A 17,806-nucleotide genomic window follows, 5' to 3' on the forward strand; every position below is an offset into this window, starting at 1 on the left:
ACTTATTTATGATTCCAAAAGTTTTTAGAGAGGTCATAGACCTAGGTGATGGAAGAGAAATTTCTATCGAAACCGGAAAATTAGCAAAACAAGCGCATGGTAGCGTTGTTGTGCAATCAGGAAAATGTATGTTATTATGTACAGTTGTTTCCAATTACAAACAAAGTCCAGTGGACTTTTTACCACTTACAGTAGATTACAGAGAAAAGTTTGCTGCAGCAGGTCGTTATCCTGGAGGTTTCTTTAAAAGAGAAGCAAGACCAAGTGATGGCGAAGTATTAACTATGCGTTTAGTAGACCGTGTTTTACGTCCGTTATTCCCTAAAGATTATCATTCTGAAACTCAGATAATGATTCAATTAATGTCTCACGATGACGATGTTATGCCAGATGCTATGGCTGGTTTAGCTGCTTCTGCTGCTATACAATTATCAGATTTCCCATTTGAATGCCCAATCTCTGAAGCTAGAGTTGGACGTATTAATGGAGAATTTATAATCAATCCAACATTGGCACAATTAGAAGAATCTGATATAGATATGATGATTGGTGCTTCTGCCGACTCAGTAATGATGGTAGAAGGTGAAATGGATGAAATTTCTGAAGAAGAAATGGCTGAAGCAATTAAGTTTGCTCATGAAGCCATTAAAGTACAATGTGCTGCGCAAGTTAGATTGGCCGAAGCTTTTGGAAAGAAAGAAACTCGTGAATACGAGCCAGAAAGAGCAGACGAAGATTTAGCTAAGAAAATTCATGACATGGCTTATGATAAAGTTTATGCAATAGCAAAAGCTGGATCTGCTAAACATGAAAGAAGTAATGCTTTCTCTGAAATAAAAGAAGAAATTATTGCTACCTTTTCTGAAGAAGAGCAAGAAGATTTTGGAGATTTAATTTCAAAATATTACTACAAAGCTGAAAAAGCTGCAATTAGAGATTTAACATTAAACGAAGGTTTACGTTTAGATGGTCGTAAAACAGATGAAATTAGACCAATTTGGTGTGAAGTAGATTACTTACCATCTACACATGGATCTTCAATCTTTACACGTGGAGAAACACAAGCATTAGCCACTGTAACTTTAGGAACATCTAGAGATGCTAACCAAATAGACATGCCATCTCAAGAAGGAGAAGAGCGTTTCTATTTACACTATAATTTCCCACCATTTTCAACTGGTGAAGCTAGACCAATACGTGGTACATCTCGTAGAGAGGTAGGACATGGTAACTTAGCACAACGTGCTTTAAAAGGTATGGTACCAGATGAATGTCCTTATACAGTACGTGTGGTTTCAGAAGTATTAGAATCTAACGGTTCTTCTTCTATGGCTACAGTTTGTGCTGGAACAATGGCACTTATGGATGCTGGTGTACAAATGAAAAAACCAGTTTCTGGTATTGCTATGGGATTAATATCTGACGCAGATTCTGGAAAATACGCTGTTTTATCTGATATTTTAGGTGATGAAGATCATTTAGGAGATATGGACTTTAAAGTAACTGGTACTGCAGATGGTATTACTGCTTGCCAAATGGATATTAAAGTAAAAGGATTATCATATGAGATTTTAGTAAACGCACTAAAACAAGCTCGTGCTGGACGTTTACATATCTTAGAAAAATTAACAGACACTATTTCTAATCCAAATGCAGATGTTAAAGATCATGCACCAAATATGGTAACAAGAAGAGTTCCTAACGAATTTATTGGAGCTTTAATTGGACCAGGAGGAAAAGTGATACAAGAAATGCAAAAGGAAACTGAGACTACTATTGTTATTAATGAAGATCCAGTAACCGAAGAAGGTATTGTAGAAATTATGGGTGTAGGTAAAAAAGGTATCGATGCTGTTATGGCAAAAATAGATGCTATTTTATTTAAGCCTGAAGTTGGTAAAGTGTACACAGTAAAAGTTATCAAAATGTTAGATTTTGGTGCTGTTGTTGAGTATATGGATGCACCTGGAAACGAAGTATTATTACACGTAAGTGAATTAGCATGGGAACGCACAGAAAATGTATCTGATGTTGTAAATATGGGAGACGTTTTTGATGTAAAATATTTTGGAATAGATTCAAGAACTCGTAAAGAAAAAGTATCTAGAAAAGCCATCTTACCAAAACCAGAAGGTTATGTTGCAAGACCACCAAGGGACGATAAACGTTCTGGTGGACGTGATAACAAAGGTAAAGATAATCGCGGTCGTGATAATAGAAAACCTAGAGAAGACAAGAAGGAAAATTAATTTCTAACTTTAATTCTTAAATATAAAACCCTAAATGAAAATTTCATTTAGGGTTCTTTTTTTATAAAAATGGCCATATAATGTTAAATAAAAATTAAAAACAATCTAAATTTTAAAAGTCATCGTAAATCTACTTTAAACCATTACCATATATAACGATTTATGATTTCAAAAAAAGCTACTCTAAAAAACTTCTTATCATCTACAAAAAGTAAAATAAAAAAACACACAGGAAATTTTAACCTATTTCTTATTAGTGAGTCTAAAACATCAAGTTCGCAAAATAAAATAGTGCTACTTAGCACATTCTCACTCTTAATGTTAGGCGTTTATTTCTTCTCCGTTTTTCATGAAGATTTTGAAAAATTCAATGCCTATCAAATGAGTTCATCTTTAGGTATTACATTTATAGCTATAGCAGTTTTCCTATTCGCTTTTAAAGTTCTATTCTTTATTTTTAAAGCCTATAATTATTATAAATACAAGCCTGTTGCTTCTGCTTCAGATCAAGAATTACCAACATGTACAGTTATTGTTCCTGCCTATAACGAAGGAAAACAAGTTTGGGATACATTAATGAGTATTTCGAAAAGTAATTATCCAAAACATAAAATCCAACTTATATCTATAGATGATGGTAGTAAAGACGATACATGGAAATGGATGCAAGACGCTAAAGAAAAATTAGGAGACCGTTTAGAAATTTATCAACAACCAGAAAATCAAGGTAAACGTCAAGCATTATTTAGAGGCTTTAACTTAGCAACTGGTGATATTTATATTACAGTAGATAGCGACTCTATTGTAACAGAAGACACGCTTAGAAATTTAGTAAGTCCTTTTACAACTAACGAACATTGTGGTGCCGTTGCCGGAAACATTAGAGTTTTAAATAACAAAAAAGAAATACTTCCTAAAATGCTGGATGTTAGTTTTGTTTTAAGTTTTGAGTTTGTGCGTTCTGCAGAAAGTAATTTAAATTCTGTACTATGTACACCAGGAGCTTTGGCAGCATACAAGAGCACAGCAGTGCACAAATGCTTACCAGAATGGATTAACCAAACATTTATGGGTAAACCTTCAGATATTGGTGAGGATAGAGCATTAACCAACATGATTTTAAAACAAGGCAAGCACGTGCTTTTTCAAAAAGATGCTATTGCTTACACTAATGTCCCAGAACAATACGTTGGATTATATAAAATGTTCATACGTTGGGGAAGAAGCAATGTAAGAGAGAGTCTAGAAATGGGAAAATTTATTTTCACAAATTTTAGAACAACAAATAAATCTGGAATAAGAATTTTATTTATTAGTCAGTTTTTAAAAATACTAATGAGCTATCCTTTAATAATAGCCATGTTATTTTTTGTTGCCTTGCATCCATTACTATTTATAGGCTCTACATCTATTAGTATTTTAATTATTTCTACGTTTTCTGTTTTATTTTTCACAAGTAGATATAAAACTACTAAAGGTATTTGGGCATATTCATATAGTATATTGTATACATTTGCGCTATTCTGGATTACACCTTACGCAATTGCAACTGCTAGTAAAAGTGGTTGGTTAACTCGCGAATTAAACGCAGTAAAATAATATAGCCTTTTTATATTTAAAACTTCAAAGTCCTTAAACGTATAATAAATGCGTTTAAGGACTTTGAAGTTTTCTTATTGAAGAAAACGCAATATGTCACCGACAGCCTGTCAGTTTCGTATCCATTCAAAATTTTTCTTTTTTTCATTTTCGTAAGCAAACAACCATATAGTTTTCAGTATCACAATACTTCTCCTGCATATATTCAGAATTCTATAATTTTTAAAATCAATATTATATTATGGCACTTCCGTATAGTCCTTGTGGTTAATAGGTTGAAATAATATAATAAAACATGAAAGTATTAGTAATTGGAGCAGGAAACATGGGATTAACCTATGCAGAAGGTATGGCAGATAGTGCGATGCTAAATAAGCATAGATTAAAAATTTATGATACTGATCCTAAAAAAATTGAAACATTACGTAAAGATTCAAGATTTCTCGTTTACGATAATTTGGAAGACTGCTTACCAAAAGCAGACATAGTATTTATAGCAGTAAAACCATACCATAGTGATGGTCTATTTAATAACATGAAATCTATGCTTAATGGTGATCAAATTTTTGTGTCTTTAATGGCAGGAGTTACCATAGAAACCATTCAAGAAAAACTAAAAGTAAAAAAAGTAGTAAGATCTATGCCTAATTTACCAGCACAAGTTGGAAAAGGTGTAACATCTTATACAGAATCTAAAGAAGTTTCTAAAGTAGAATTAATAATGGTAAGAACACTATTAGACACCACAGGAACATCAATACATGTAAATACCGAAACGTTTATTGATGCTTCTACAGGAATCTCTGGAAGTGGTCCTGCTTACGTTTTTTATTTTATGCAATCTATGTTAGAGGCTGCTCAAAAAATGGGGTTTTCAGATTACGATTCTAAAGTTTTAGTTAGTAGCACTTTTGAAGGTGCAATAGAACTTTTTAACCAAAATGATATTTCTCCAAAATCTTGGATAGATAAAGTTGCTTCTAAAGGAGGTACAACACAAGCCGCTATAGACTCCATGGAAGATAACAACGTAAAACAACTTATTCAAGATGCAGCATATGCAGCATTTGATAGAGCAATTGAATTAGGAAAAAAATAAAAATGGAAACAAAAAGAGTAGTAATAAAAGTTGGTACAAATGTATTAACCAATAAAGATAACAGAATTTTAGGCCCAATTTTAAGAGAATTAGTAAGACAAATATCCGTTTTATACGAACGTAATATAGAAACTATCTTAGTATCATCTGGTTCTGCAATTGCAGGTAAAGAAATTTTAGGAGAAACCAATATAGATGATTCCTCCATAAGAAGACAAGTGTATTCATCGGTAGGACAACCAAGAATGATGCGCCATTATTATAGTCTTTTTCATGATTATGGTATGCGATGCGCTCAAGTTTTAGCAACTAAAAGAGATTTTGATGCAGGAAAACATCGCGAAAATATGATTAATTGTTACGAAGGATTATTATCTGAAGGCGTAGTACCTATCGCTAATGAAGATGATGCGGTTTCACTAACAATGTCTATGTTTTCAGATAATGATGAGCTAGCTAGTTTAGTTGCAGAATTATTAGATGCTGACCGTTTAATCATACTATCTGATACAGATGGATTATATACCGGACATCCAGACGATGAAAATTCTAAAAAGTTAACCGAAGTTACCGTAGACCAAAACGTAGAACAATATGTACAAGCCTCTGTTAAAAAAGAAGGTGAAGGTCGAGGCGGCATGGCTTCAAAACTAAAAATTGCCAAAGGCACAGCAAGAAAAAACATTCCAACTTATATCGCCAATGGTAAACGTGAAAATGTTATTGTAGACATTGTAGACAATAAAGAAGTTGGAACAAAATTTATTCACTAAAAAGACATTATGAAATTATTAAATACAGAAATAAAAAATAAAGTACTACAATCAATGATGAAAATTATTGATAAACAGCGTGCTAATATAATAGCCGCTAATAAAGAAGATTTAGAGTCGTTTACTAAAGACGACAGAGCTTTATACGATAGACTTATAGTAGACGATGCTAAAATTAACGGCATGATAAACGCTATTGAAGAAGTAAAAAACCAAGAAGATCCTGTTAATCAAATTATATCAAGCACCACATTAAATAGTGGTTTAAAAATTGAAAATAAAAGTGCACCATTTGGCACCATAATGATTATTTACGAATCGAGACCAGATGTAACAATAGAAGCCGCCGTTTTAGCTTTTAAAGCAAATAATAAAATTTTATTAAAAGGTGGTAAAGAGGCCATAAACAGCAATCTTATTCTTGAAAAATGCTGGCATCAAGCATTAGAAGAAAATAATTTATCTAAAGATTGGATTAAACTATTGCATTTAAAACGCGAAGAAACTCAAGAGTTTTTAAAAAATCCGCCAGAAAAAATAGACCTAATTGTACCTAGAGGTGGAGAACGTTTAATCAAATTTGTTAAGGATCACGCTACGTGCGCGGTATTAATAAGTGGTCGTGGCAACAACTTCTTATATGTATCTAAAAATGCCGATTGGTTAAAGTCTGTAAAAGTAATTATTAATGCTAAAACCGATAAAATTTCTGGTTGTAATGCTTTAGACAAAGTATTAATAGATAAAAATATTCCTGAATATGAAAAGAAAGTTAAGGAACTTAAAACTATTTTAAATAAACTAGATGTTGATTTGGTTGTAGATGAAAAAATAAGCAAACTACTTCCAAATGAAAATAAAATACTATCTCAATCTATCTGGTACGAAGAGTTTTTAGCCATGAAACTTTTAATAGCAGAAGTTGATAATGAAGACAATGCCATAGATATGATAAATAAATTCTCTGGCGGACATTCTGCTTCTATTATAACCGAAAACAAAATACAAGCAGAGAAATTTATGCAACAAGTCGATAGCGCTGCTGTTTACCATAATGCCTCTACTAGATTTACAGATGGCGGACAAATGGGTGTTGGAGCAGAATTAGCTATTAGTACAGACAAATTGCACCATCGTGGACCATTAGGTCTTAAACAATTAGTAACTAATAAATATTACGTATTTGGAGACGGACATATTAGAACAAATATTTAAAACTTATAAAACACCATAAACTCTATAAAGCCTGTTTTTATTATTAAACAGGCTTTATATTTTTAAATTATATAGTCGAAAAACCTAGTCTTTTCAAACCTTCTGAATAAAAAAAGTAACAACTTTAAAAAAAAATAAACTTTTTTGTAACAAAATGTTTCTTTAGTACGTATAACCATTGATAGCAAAATTATTCACTCCTATTTTACTAGGAATTAATCACAACTTATTTACATGAGACAACTTAAAATTACCAAGCAGGTAACCAACCGTGAGACCGCATCATTAGACAAATACCTACAAGAAATTGGAAAAGTTGACTTAATTACCGCAGACGAAGAAGTAGAATTAGCACAACGTATTAAAGCAGGCGATCAAGTCGCTCTTGAAAAGTTAACAAAAGCTAATTTACGTTTCGTAGTATCGGTAGCTAAGCAATACCAAAACCAAGGTTTAACGTTACCAGATTTAATTAACGAAGGTAATTTAGGTTTAATTAAAGCAGCGCAACGTTTTGACGAAACGCGTGGTTTTAAATTTATTTCTTACGCTGTATGGTGGATTAGACAATCTATTTTACAAGCTTTAGCAGAGCAGTCTCGTATTGTACGTTTACCATTAAACAAGATTGGTTCTATTAATAAAATAAATAAAACTTTTGCCTTTTTAGAGCAAGCACACGAGCGTCCGCCAAGTGCCGAAGAAATTGCAAAAGAATTAGATATGACTATTAACGACGTTAAAGAATCTATGAAGAATTCTGGACGTCACGTAAGTATGGATGCACCTCTAGTTGAAGGTGAAGATTCTAACTTATACGATGTATTAAACTCTGGTGAGTCTCCAAATCCAGACCGTAGTTTATTGCACGAATCTTTACGTACAGAAATTGAGCGTGCTTTAGAAACTTTAACACCTCGTGAAGCAGATGTTATTAGACTATATTTTGGTTTAGGAAACCAGCACCCAATGACTCTTGAAGAAATTGGTGAAACTTTCGATTTAACTCGTGAGCGTGTTAGACAAATTAAAGAAAAAGCTATACGTAGATTAAAACATACGTCTAGAAGTAAAATATTAAAAACTTACTTAGGATAAACACTAAGTTACAATAACAAACAGTTATTCATAACTGTTCGTTTTTTGATTGATGAAAGAACCCAGAGCTGATTACTCTGGGTTCACTCATTTTATTAAGGTCGTTTTTAATATATTCTTTAACACTCAACTTATTGAATTTATTATATTTACAGTATGCTAAAAACCATATGCTATAAAAGTAAAGCTAAATCAAATCTAAGCATGCTAACTTTTGAAGCTTTATTTAATGAAACTCAAATTAACAATAATAAAAACAACATTTTTGGTGTATTGGTAAAGAAAGAAAACACATTCTTTCAAATAATAGAAGGTCATTCTAAAATTATAGATGAAGTTTATAAGAAAATAAAGCTAGACACAAGACACACAAATATTGTCGAACTATTAAATCAAACTATTTCTCAATTAAGCTTTAAAGCTTTTGATACTGGTTATGCAGTAATTGAAGATTTTGATGCTCTTTATGGATTGCAAAAATATGTAATGGAATTGAATCAAAGTAATTTTGAGAATAGTAATCTATTTTCAAAAATTATAGAAGATCTATTAACTATCGACTAATAAATATTCTTAGCTTTGCGCAAACAACACAAAACTACTACAAATAATGGCTAAAAAATTAATAGCACCTTCAATGTTAGCTGCCGATTTTGGCAATCTACAACGTGATACAGAAATGGTTAATAATAGTGATGCCGATTGGTTTCATATTGATGTAATGGATGGTCACTTTGTACCAAATATTTCTTATGGTATGCCAGTAATTCAAGCCATAAAAAAACATGCAAAAAAACCATTAGATGTACATTTAATGATTGAAAAACCAGAGCGTTATATCGAAGAGTTTGCAAAAGTTGGTGCAGATATAATTACTGTTCATCATGAGTCTACAGTACATTTACATAGAACTTTAAGACAAATTAAAGATGCTGGTTGTAAAGCAGGTGTCGTTTTAAATATAACAACACCAGTTTCTGTTTTAGAAGATATTTTACCAGAATGTTATATGGTATTATTAATGTCTATTAATCCTGGTTTTGGTGGTCAAAAATTTGAAGACGTTACATACCAACGTATAAAAAAACTACGCAAAATGATTGATGAGCAAGGTTTAGACACACGTATAGAAATTGATGGTGGCGTAACAGATAAAAATATAGAAAAACTTGTAGAAGCTGGCGCAGATGTTTTTGTTGCTGGCAGTCATGTTTTTAAAAGCGAGGACCAAACTGCTACAATTAAAAAGTTAAAGCAATTAGCTAATCTATAAATAACAAAAAAGGCTTTAAATTAAAATTTAAAGCCTTTTTTAATTCTAGAAATTTTAAGCTTTAATAGCCCGCAAAATTAAAATTCAACATTTCTTTTACTTTACTATATATGTTTGGAAATTGAGCTCTAAACTCCAAAGGTGTTTCAATAAAGTTCTCTACTAATACCGAAACAAATTCAAACTGATTTTCAAAAGCATAGTCTCTAAAATATCCTGAAGAAATAAGCTTTTTTTTAATTAATACATTTGTTTCTATAAATTCTGTTAGTTCATAAAAAGAATCTAAAAAAATTGCTGCGCTTGTGCTTTTTCTTCTAGATTTTAAAAACGTAATATGCATAGCGTGTATACACTCATGAACACCTAAATTTAAATTATCGTTTGAAATTGCATATCCTTTTTCAAAATCTTCCCATGAAAAAACCAAAGCCTTATAAGACATATTAAATTCTCCTTTATGGTCTTGCTTATTAATATTTGAAAAGTATTTTTTAGGATAAATTACAACTTTATCTACTGCTTTAATTTTATAATCTCTAAAGCCAAGTGTAAGTTTGGTTGCGGTTGCTGCAACTTTAACTCTCATAGTATTAGTAATTTCAATATCCTTACCTATAAATTCCCAATGTTTAATAAAATATTGAATACGGTGCTCGAAATGCTTTTGTTTTAAAGGTTTTAAGCTGTTATAGAAATCGAATTCATTTTTTAAAATAGACTTATATTCTTCTTTTAAAGTTTTTGTTCTTATGTATGGGTTTGTAAAAAATTGTTGCTTTTTAAAATATTCTACAAATGCCATTTCAAAAAAATTAAAAATACCTCTAAAAACTACAAATATGGCGAGTGATATAATACCAACAAGAATTATACTTACAACAACTCTAAACATTATAGGTGTTTCTGGGTTTTGTAAAGTATCTATAAGTTGTTGTATTTTACTATCACCCATAAATTAAATTATTGTTTTTATAAAAAAATATTAGCTCTCCTCAATGTGTTCAACCTTGAAAACCAAAAACTCAAACTTATAAACACAAGCAAGTCTTTTTCTTAAATTTTATTATACTTCTTTTTTTTTAGGATTAGCTTTCCTCAATGCGTTCCGCCTTGAAAACCAAAAACTCAAACTTATAAACACAAGCAAGCTTGGTTTAATGTTTGAGTTTTTGGCTTATTCGTGACCGCGAGAGGATTCGAACCTCCAACCCTCAGAGCCGAAATCTGATATTCTATCCAGTTGAACTACGCAGCCCGTAATTTATTTAAGCTAGTTTAGCTTTAACTATATTAGAAATAGTTTTGCCATCTGCCCTTCCAGCAACTGCTTGGTTTACTATACCCATTACTTTACCCATATCTTTCATACCTTGAGCTCCTGTTTTTACTATAGCATCTTCTACTAAAGCTCCTATTTCTTCCTCACTCATTGCTTCTGGCAAAAATTGCTCTATAACCTTTGCTTCGGCTAATTCTGGTTCTGCTAAATCTTCTCTACCTTGCTTTAAAAATATTGCAGCACTATCTTTGCGTTGCTTTACTTGTTTTTGAAGAATTTTCATTTCCTGCTCTTCAGTCAATTCTTCTTTTGCTCCACTTTCTGTTTGTGCTAATAAAATTGCAGACTTTACAGCACGTAATGCAGTTAAAGCTGTTTGATCTTTACTTTTCATCGCTTCTTTTAAAGCTGTCATTATATTTTTTGATAAGCTCATTTTTGATATTTTTTTAGGTTACGAAGATAACAAAAACTATTAAGCTAAACTTAACGCCTTTAAGCTTTAAAAGCTTGTATTTATAAACAAAAAACCCAAAATGTTGAGGGACATTTTGGGTTAAAATGGATTAACAAATTTTATAAAAGATTTTCTCTTTTAATAAAATAGCATTTTACTAATCTACGTTATCGTGTAAAAAAGAATTGTTATTTCTTAGTTGGATATCGTCATTATCGTCTATGCTTAAAGTTGTTTTAGACACATTGTTTTCGGATGATGAATGTTGTGTGTCATCTAAATTTAAACCTTGACGCTTATATGCTGGAATTTTTTCAATATCATCAATTTTTGAAGTATTGAATTTATGATTGAAAGACTTCATTTTTTTTCGTCTATCATCTGCTCTATCTCTTAAAATATCTGAAATAGAACTATTCATTGGATCTAAATCCTCTTCTTCTACCTCAACAACTTCTTCTTGAGCAATTATTTTCTTTTCGAAAATAACTTCTTCCTGTTCTTCGATTTTTCCAGTTTTAACTTCTTTTTGCTTTGTATTTATAGAAGAATCTGCTTCTTCATAATCGTCTAAAGCATAACGTATTTCTTTAGTTTCGGAAACTTCGGTTACTGGTATAAATTCTACGTGATCGTTTACTTCAATATCATTTAAATCGAAAACTATATTTTCTTCTTTTTTTGCTTCAGGTTCAAAATCAACTTCTATACTTTCTTCTTTTATTGGTAAATCGAAACTTAAGGTTATTTGTTGTTTATCTTCATCGTTTGTTTTTGGTGTATTTTCATTCTCTACATTTTCTTGAGTTGAATTTATTACAAACTCTTCTTCTGTATTAAATGTAGCTACAACCTCATCGTAAACAACATCTATATTTTTAATTACTTCTGTTGTTGATATTAAGCCTAACTCTTCTAAAGACACAGTATTTTGCTTGTTTACCAAGTCCATTTCTAGTTTACTTAAAGTATCTTCTGTATCCTCATCTATATCTAAAGTATGCTTTACAATTTTAGGAGGTTCTGGTTTTTCTAAAACAATATCTGGTCTAATAATTGCCGGAGAAGCTTCGTTAGGCGTTAAATCTTTTTCTATACTTTGATCCTCTTCTAATGCGTGGATAACTTTTTTAGTTTCTGTATTAGAGATTTCGTCTTGTTGTTCTATATTAAATCCTGTTGCTATAATAGTTACAGCAATAGATTCTTCTAAAGATTCATCTTCACCAACACCCATAATAATATTGGCACCGTGTCCAGCTTCTGTTTGAATATGGTCGTTAATTTCACCAATCTCATCGATTGTTATTTCTTGAGAACCAGAAACGATTAGCAACAATACGTTTTTAGCTCCTGTAATTTTATTATCGTTTAATAATGGTGAATCTAAGGCTTTAGTAATGGCTTCGTGAGCTCTATTTTGTCCTGAAGAGGTTGATGAACCCATAATAGCTGTACCACTATTACTTAATACAGTTTTAGCATCACGTAAATCGATGTTTTGAGTGTAGTGATGTGTTATAACCTCAGCAATACCGCGAGAGGCTGTAGCTAAAACTTCGTCTGCTTTAGAGAATCCAGCTTTAAACCCAAGGTTTCCATAAACTTCTCTTAATTTATTATTATTAATAACAATTAAAGAATCTACTTCGCTACGTAGTTTTTCTATTCCTATTTGCGCTTGTTCATTTCGCATTTTTCCTTCAAACTGAAAAGGCATAGTAACAATTCCCACTGTTAATATATCCATTTCCTTGGCCATTTTAGCGATAATAGGTGCTGCTCCTGTACCAGTTCCTCCTCCCATTCCTGCTGTAATAAATACCATTTTAGTATTTGTTCCAAGCATTTGTTGAATATCTGAAAAACTTTCTACGGCAGATTGCATACCTACATCTGGGTTTGCACCTGCTCCTAATCCTTCGGTTAAGTTAACACCTAACTGGATTTTGTTTGGTACTCCACTATTTTGAAGTGCTTGTGCATCTGTATTACAGATTACAAAATCTACTCCTTTTATACCTTGTTGAAACATGTGGTTAATAGCGTTGCTACCACCTCCACCAACACCAATAACCTTGATGACGTTAGATTGATTTTTAGGTAAATCAAAGGCGATACTTTCGAATTCATTGTTGCTCATAAAATTCTGTTTTGTCGAGAAGTAATTTGCTTCTCTTGTTTTCTTTATTATTATTTGAAACGTTTATTAAAACGTTTATACTTTATTCTGCGTTGTCTAAAAAATCTCTTACGCGTTCTGTTAAACTATCTAAAAAAGAGCGTTTTGGTTTTTTAACCGGTTCTGGTATTGGTTGCTCTTCTTCTTCTTCAACTAAAATATTAGTCTCTTCAATTGTTTCTTCTACTTTAGCTTCGGCTTTTACACGATCTTGTCGTTTTAAACCATCCATAACCAAACCTACGGCTGTTGCAAAAAGAGGACTTGTTATAGCTTCGTCGCTATCTCCTGCTAAGTGCTCGTTTGGATAACCTACTCTGGTATCCATTCCTGTAATATATTCTACTAATTGTTTTAGGTGTTTTAATTGTGCTCCACCTCCTGTTAATACTATACCTGCAATTAGTTTTTTCTTTTGTTCTTCGTGACCGTAATTTTTAATTTCTACATACACTTGTTCTATAATTTCAACTACTCTTGCATGAATAATTTTAGATAAATTTTTAAGTGTAATTTCTTTTGGATCTCTGCCTCGTAAACCAGGAATAGATACAATTTCATTATCTTTATTTTCTCCAGGCCAAGCTGATCCGAATTTTATTTTTAATAATTCGGCTTGCTTTTCAATAATAGAACATCCTTCTTTTATGTCTTCTGTAATTACATTTCCTCCAAAAGGAATTACTGCTGTATGACGAATTATACCATCTCTAAAAATAGCTAGATCTGTTGTTCCTCCTCCTATATCTATTAAAGCAACTCCTGCTTCTTTTTCTTCTTGGCTTAAAACAGCATTTGCAGATGCTAACGGCTCTAAAGTAATACCTTCTAAATCTAAGCCTGCACTTTTTACACAACGTCCAATATTTCTAATTGAAGATACTTGCCCAACTACAACGTGAAAATTAGCCTCTAATCTTCCACCATACATACCTATTGGTTCTTTTATTTCGGCTTGACCGTCTACTTTATACTCTTGTGGTAATACATGTATAATTTCTTCTCCAGGTAACATTACTAACTTGTGTACCTGATTAATTAAACGCTCAATATCATTATCGTCTATAACCGTTTCTGAATCTGCTCTAGTAATATAATCGCTATGCTGTAAACTTCTAATGTGTTGTCCTGCAATACCAACAGTTACACCTTCAATTTTTGACGCTGCTGCTGCTTCGGCTTCTTGTACTGCCAATTGAATGGATTGTATAGTCTGCGTTATATTATTTACAACACCTCGATGGATACCTAAACTTTTAGATTTACCAATACCTAAAATTTCAACTTTACCATACTCATTTTTACGACCAATCATTGCCACAATTTTTGTGGTCCCAAGGTCTAACCCAACTGCTAAATTCTGTTCCATAATTTATACTTTAGTGCAAACAACTTGATTTTCAAACTGCAAATTCACTTTACTGTACTTCTCTAAACTTTTATCCTTAAGTGCTTTTTTAAAGAAAGCTTTAAGGTTATTTATTTTTTTGTCTAAATGTTCAAGTTTTCCAATCTGTACTATAAAACTACATTGTCTTAACTTTAAATCTATAGAGTTATTTTTATTTTGAATTATCTCGACTACATTCTTTTTTAAAAACTCGTCTTGTTCTATTTTACTAGCAATTGCAAAAACATTGCCTAACTTTTTTTTTGATACTTCGCCAGTTACAATTGGCACTCGCGCTGTAAAATTAGATGATAAGGGCATATAACCGCCTTTACTATCTATGTAATAAGAGTTTGAATTTAATACTCTTGCTATAGGTTTTTTTTGTTTTATTTTAACCGAAAAATCACCGTTTACATCTAAGAAAATGTCGGCTTTTTCAATCATTGCATTAGCGTTCAGGGCAGATTCTAATACATTCAAATCTAAAGTTTCTTTAGGCACACTCGTAAGTGGTTGTTGATTTTGTATTAACAATTTACTAACAGTTGCATGCGTGATAAATGGCTTCTGTTCTTCTACAAATTCTATGGTTGTTTTCTCCACCTTTCTATTACCATTTTTTGCTGAAGAAAATGCAAATAAGAAAACAACTACGCCAAATAGCACAACAGCTTTTATGTAGTTCCAATTAATTTTCATGGACTAATGCTTCTTTAATTTTTAATACTTCTGCTCCTATATCGCCTGCTCCTATTGTAAGAATTATTTTTGCCTTACTAGCTTTTATTTTTTTTATTATTTCTGTTTTCTTTATTAATTCTTTACTATCGTTTTCTATCTGGTTTAAAAGCCAATTAGAAGTCACACCTTTTATTGGCAATTCTCTTGCTGGATAAATATCTAACAACAGTACTTCATCAAATTTTGAGAGACTATTTGCAAATTCTGCTCCAAAATCTTTAGTTCTTGAAAACAAATGAGGCTGAAAAACTGCTAACACCTTATCTTTTGGATACATCTCTCTAACTGCCTGATGCACTGCATTAATCTCTTCTGGATGATGAGCATAATCATCTATAAAAACAAGATCATCGCTCTTAATCTGGTATGTAAACCTGCGCTTAACACCTTTGTAAGATGCTAATGCCTTAACGAGCTGTGGTGAAGGGACACCGTATTCTACAGCCATCGCTAAGGCTATTAATGCATTCGACAAATTATGTCTACCAGGTAGGTTAAATTGAACTTGTTTTAGTACTGTACTTGGTGTTTTAACATCAAATACATAAGCACCATTTTCTATTTTTATATTTTGAACAGTATAATCTGAATCATCTTCAATACCGTAAGTTATTCCTTTAATTGGCAAACCATTTTTTACAAATAGTTTTCCGTTTGGTTTTAGTTTTTTTGAAAAATCTTCGAAAGTTTTTGTTAACTCTGAAGCATCTCCGTAAATATCTAAATGATCTGCATCCATTGATGTAATACATGCTAAATCTGGAGATAGTGTTAAAAATGAACGATCAAATTCATCAGCTTCAACAACACTTACCTCACTTCCATTTAATATTAAATTGGAATTGTAATTTTCGCTAATACCACCTAAAAAAGCAGTTAAAGGAACATTACACTCCATTAATAAATGACCTAAAATACTTGTAGTAGTTGTTTTACCGTGTGTACCAGCTACTGCTAAACAAAACGTGTTTTTAGTAATTAAACCTAAAATCTCAGAACGTTTTAAAAGATTAAAGCCATTGGTTTTAAAATAGTTTAATTCTTTACTATCTTTTGGAATTGCAGGTGTGTAAACCACTAAAGTGTTTTGGGTATCTAAAAAAGGAGCTTCTATGTTTTTAACATTATCGTTAAAATGAATATTTATCCCTAAATCCTCAAGTGAATTTGTTATTTCTGTTTTGGTTTTGTCGTAACCAGCGACATACATATTAGCCGCATGGAAATAGCGTGCTATGGCACTCATTCCAATACCTCCAATACCTATAAAATAGATGTTATGTATGTTGTTTAAATTCATAATTATTTATTCAGAAGTTTTTCAACTTCATCCGCTATATGTTTTGTTGCATTTACTAATGCTAGTTTTTTAATATTTACACCTAATTGTTTTTGCCTTTCGTCTGAAGCTATTAACTGAGAGAATTTATTTTTAAAATCGACTTCTAAATCTTCTTGAGCAATCATTAAAGCAGCGTTTTCATCTACTATAGCTTTTGCATTTTTGGTTTGATGATCTTCAGCCACATATGGTGATGGCACAAAAATTACAGGTTTTCCAACAATACAAAGCTCTGATACAGAACCTGCTCCTGCACGTGATATAATAATATCGGCAGCGGCATAAGCAAAATCCATATTATTTATAAATTGATGCACTTGTACATGCTTTATATCTCCATTAATTTTATAATCGTTATAATACAATTTTCCTGTTTGCCAAATAATTTGAACTTGCTGTGTTTGCAAAAAATCTAATTCTCGTTTTAAGAGTTCGTTAATAGCTTTTGCTCCTAAACTTCCTCCTAAAACTAAGAGTGTTTTTTTCCCTTCTACTAAACCAAAATATTTTATTGCCTCACTTCTTTTAGAATCAATATCTAACAAATCTTGACGTACCGGATTTCCTGTTTTTAATATTTTATTCTTTGGAAAAAAACGATCTAAGCCATTATAGGCCACACATATTTTTTGTACTTTTTTTGATAATAGTTTATTTGTAATTCCTGGATAAGAGTTTTGTTCTTGTATTAAACTTGGTATTCCCTTTAAAGCTGCTATTTGCAATAACGGTCCGCTTGCAAAACCTCCTGTACCAATGGCTACATCTGGTTTAAATTTGTTTACAATTTGCCTTGCACTCCATAAACTATTGATTAATTTAAATGGAAATGCTAAGTTTTTAAGTGTTAATTTTCTTTCTATTCCAGTAATCCATAAGCCTTTAATTTTATAACCTGCTTGTGGTACTTTTTCCATTTCCATACGATCTTTTGCTCCTACAAAAAGAAATTTGGCATCTGGAAAACGCAATTTTAATTCGTTAGCAATAGCTATAGCAGGATAAATATGACCTCCTGTTCCACCGCCACTTAGTATTATTTTATATGTTTTCTTTTTATTACTCACTTAATTATATCTCAAGAATTATATTCGTTGATTTTT

At 31.7% G+C, this 17,806-nt stretch carries 15 protein-coding genes and 1 tRNA gene; 8 read left to right on the forward strand and 8 right to left on the reverse strand.

Annotated features, from left to right (window positions below):
• The first annotated feature begins 8 nt into the window (after window positions 1–8).
• The 8 genes from BWR22_RS13295 (at window position 9) to rpe (ending at window position 9,306) form a co-directional block, all read left to right on the forward strand.
• Complete coding sequence (locus BWR22_RS13295) at window positions 9–2,249, forward strand: polyribonucleotide nucleotidyltransferase (RefSeq protein WP_076734143.1); 2,241 nt, start codon at window positions 9–11, stop codon at window positions 2,247–2,249.
• A 162-nt stretch (window positions 2,250–2,411) separates the two neighbouring features.
• Window positions 2,412–3,848 carry a glycosyltransferase gene (locus BWR22_RS13300; RefSeq protein WP_076734144.1) on the forward strand — a complete coding sequence of 479 codons (1,437 nt, stop codon included), beginning with the start codon at window positions 2,412–2,414 and terminating at the stop codon, window positions 3,846–3,848.
• Between the two features lie 295 nt (window positions 3,849–4,143).
• A complete protein-coding gene (proC, locus tag BWR22_RS13305) occupies window positions 4,144–4,947 on the forward strand; it encodes a pyrroline-5-carboxylate reductase (protein ID WP_076734145.1) in 804 nt (267 codons plus the stop codon).
• Window positions 4,948–4,949: 2 nt separating this feature from the next.
• Window positions 4,950–5,720: a glutamate 5-kinase gene (proB, locus tag BWR22_RS13310; RefSeq protein ID WP_076734146.1), complete on the forward strand. Its 771-nt coding sequence runs from the start codon at window positions 4,950–4,952 to the stop codon at window positions 5,718–5,720.
• A 9-nt stretch (window positions 5,721–5,729) separates the two neighbouring features.
• On the forward strand, window positions 5,730–6,935 hold the full coding sequence (locus BWR22_RS13315) for a glutamate-5-semialdehyde dehydrogenase (RefSeq protein ID WP_076734147.1): 1,206 nt from the start codon (window positions 5,730–5,732) through the stop codon (window positions 6,933–6,935).
• A 234-nt stretch (window positions 6,936–7,169) separates the two neighbouring features.
• A complete protein-coding gene (locus BWR22_RS13320) occupies window positions 7,170–8,033 on the forward strand; it encodes a sigma-70 family RNA polymerase sigma factor (RefSeq protein ID WP_076734148.1) in 864 nt (287 codons plus the stop codon).
• Window positions 8,034–8,189: 156 nt separating this feature from the next.
• Window positions 8,190–8,597, forward strand: a complete 408-nt coding sequence (locus tag BWR22_RS13325) for a BLUF domain-containing protein (RefSeq protein WP_076734149.1) — start codon at window positions 8,190–8,192, stop codon at window positions 8,595–8,597.
• Window positions 8,598–8,643: 46 nt separating this feature from the next.
• On the forward strand, window positions 8,644–9,306 hold the full coding sequence (gene rpe, locus BWR22_RS13330) for a ribulose-phosphate 3-epimerase (RefSeq protein WP_076734150.1): 663 nt from the start codon (window positions 8,644–8,646) through the stop codon (window positions 9,304–9,306).
• A 61-nt stretch (window positions 9,307–9,367) separates the two neighbouring features.
• Here rpe and BWR22_RS13335 read toward each other — a convergent pair whose 3' ends face one another.
• From BWR22_RS13335 to murG, 8 genes are all read right to left on the reverse strand, one after another.
• Window positions 9,368–10,261, reverse strand: coding sequence for a zinc-dependent peptidase (locus tag BWR22_RS13335; RefSeq protein WP_083678312.1), 894 nt, complete (start codon window positions 10,259–10,261; stop codon window positions 9,368–9,370).
• A gap of 229 nt (window positions 10,262–10,490) precedes the next feature.
• Window positions 10,491–10,564 (reverse strand) — tRNA-Arg (locus BWR22_RS13340).
• A gap of 10 nt (window positions 10,565–10,574) precedes the next feature.
• Window positions 10,575–11,024: a GatB/YqeY domain-containing protein gene (locus BWR22_RS13345; protein WP_076734151.1), complete on the reverse strand. Its 450-nt coding sequence runs from the start codon at window positions 11,022–11,024 to the stop codon at window positions 10,575–10,577.
• Window positions 11,025–11,202: 178 nt separating this feature from the next.
• Entirely contained in the window at window positions 11,203–13,188 is a 1,986-nt protein-coding gene (gene ftsZ, locus BWR22_RS13350) for a cell division protein FtsZ (RefSeq protein ID WP_076734152.1), read from the reverse strand.
• Window positions 13,189–13,270: 82 nt separating this feature from the next.
• Window positions 13,271–14,596 carry a cell division protein FtsA gene (gene ftsA / locus BWR22_RS13355; RefSeq protein ID WP_076734153.1) on the reverse strand — a complete coding sequence of 442 codons (1,326 nt, stop codon included), beginning with the start codon at window positions 14,594–14,596 and terminating at the stop codon, window positions 13,271–13,273.
• A 3-nt stretch (window positions 14,597–14,599) separates the two neighbouring features.
• Window positions 14,600–15,319: a cell division protein FtsQ/DivIB gene (locus BWR22_RS13360; RefSeq protein WP_076734154.1), complete on the reverse strand. Its 720-nt coding sequence runs from the start codon at window positions 15,317–15,319 to the stop codon at window positions 14,600–14,602.
• Window positions 15,309–16,661, reverse strand: coding sequence for a UDP-N-acetylmuramate--L-alanine ligase (gene murC / locus BWR22_RS13365; protein ID WP_076734155.1), 1,353 nt, complete (start codon window positions 16,659–16,661; stop codon window positions 15,309–15,311). Before murC ends, BWR22_RS13360 begins: the two co-directional genes overlap by 11 nt.
• A gap of 2 nt (window positions 16,662–16,663) precedes the next feature.
• Window positions 16,664–17,770: an undecaprenyldiphospho-muramoylpentapeptide beta-N-acetylglucosaminyltransferase gene (murG, locus tag BWR22_RS13370; RefSeq protein ID WP_076734156.1), complete on the reverse strand. Its 1,107-nt coding sequence runs from the start codon at window positions 17,768–17,770 to the stop codon at window positions 16,664–16,666.
• Window positions 17,771–17,806 lie beyond the last annotated feature (36 nt).

The sequence above is a fragment of the Lacinutrix venerupis genome (assembly GCF_001971745.1).
Classification (GTDB): Bacteria; Bacteroidota; Bacteroidia; order Flavobacteriales; family Flavobacteriaceae; genus Lacinutrix; species Lacinutrix venerupis.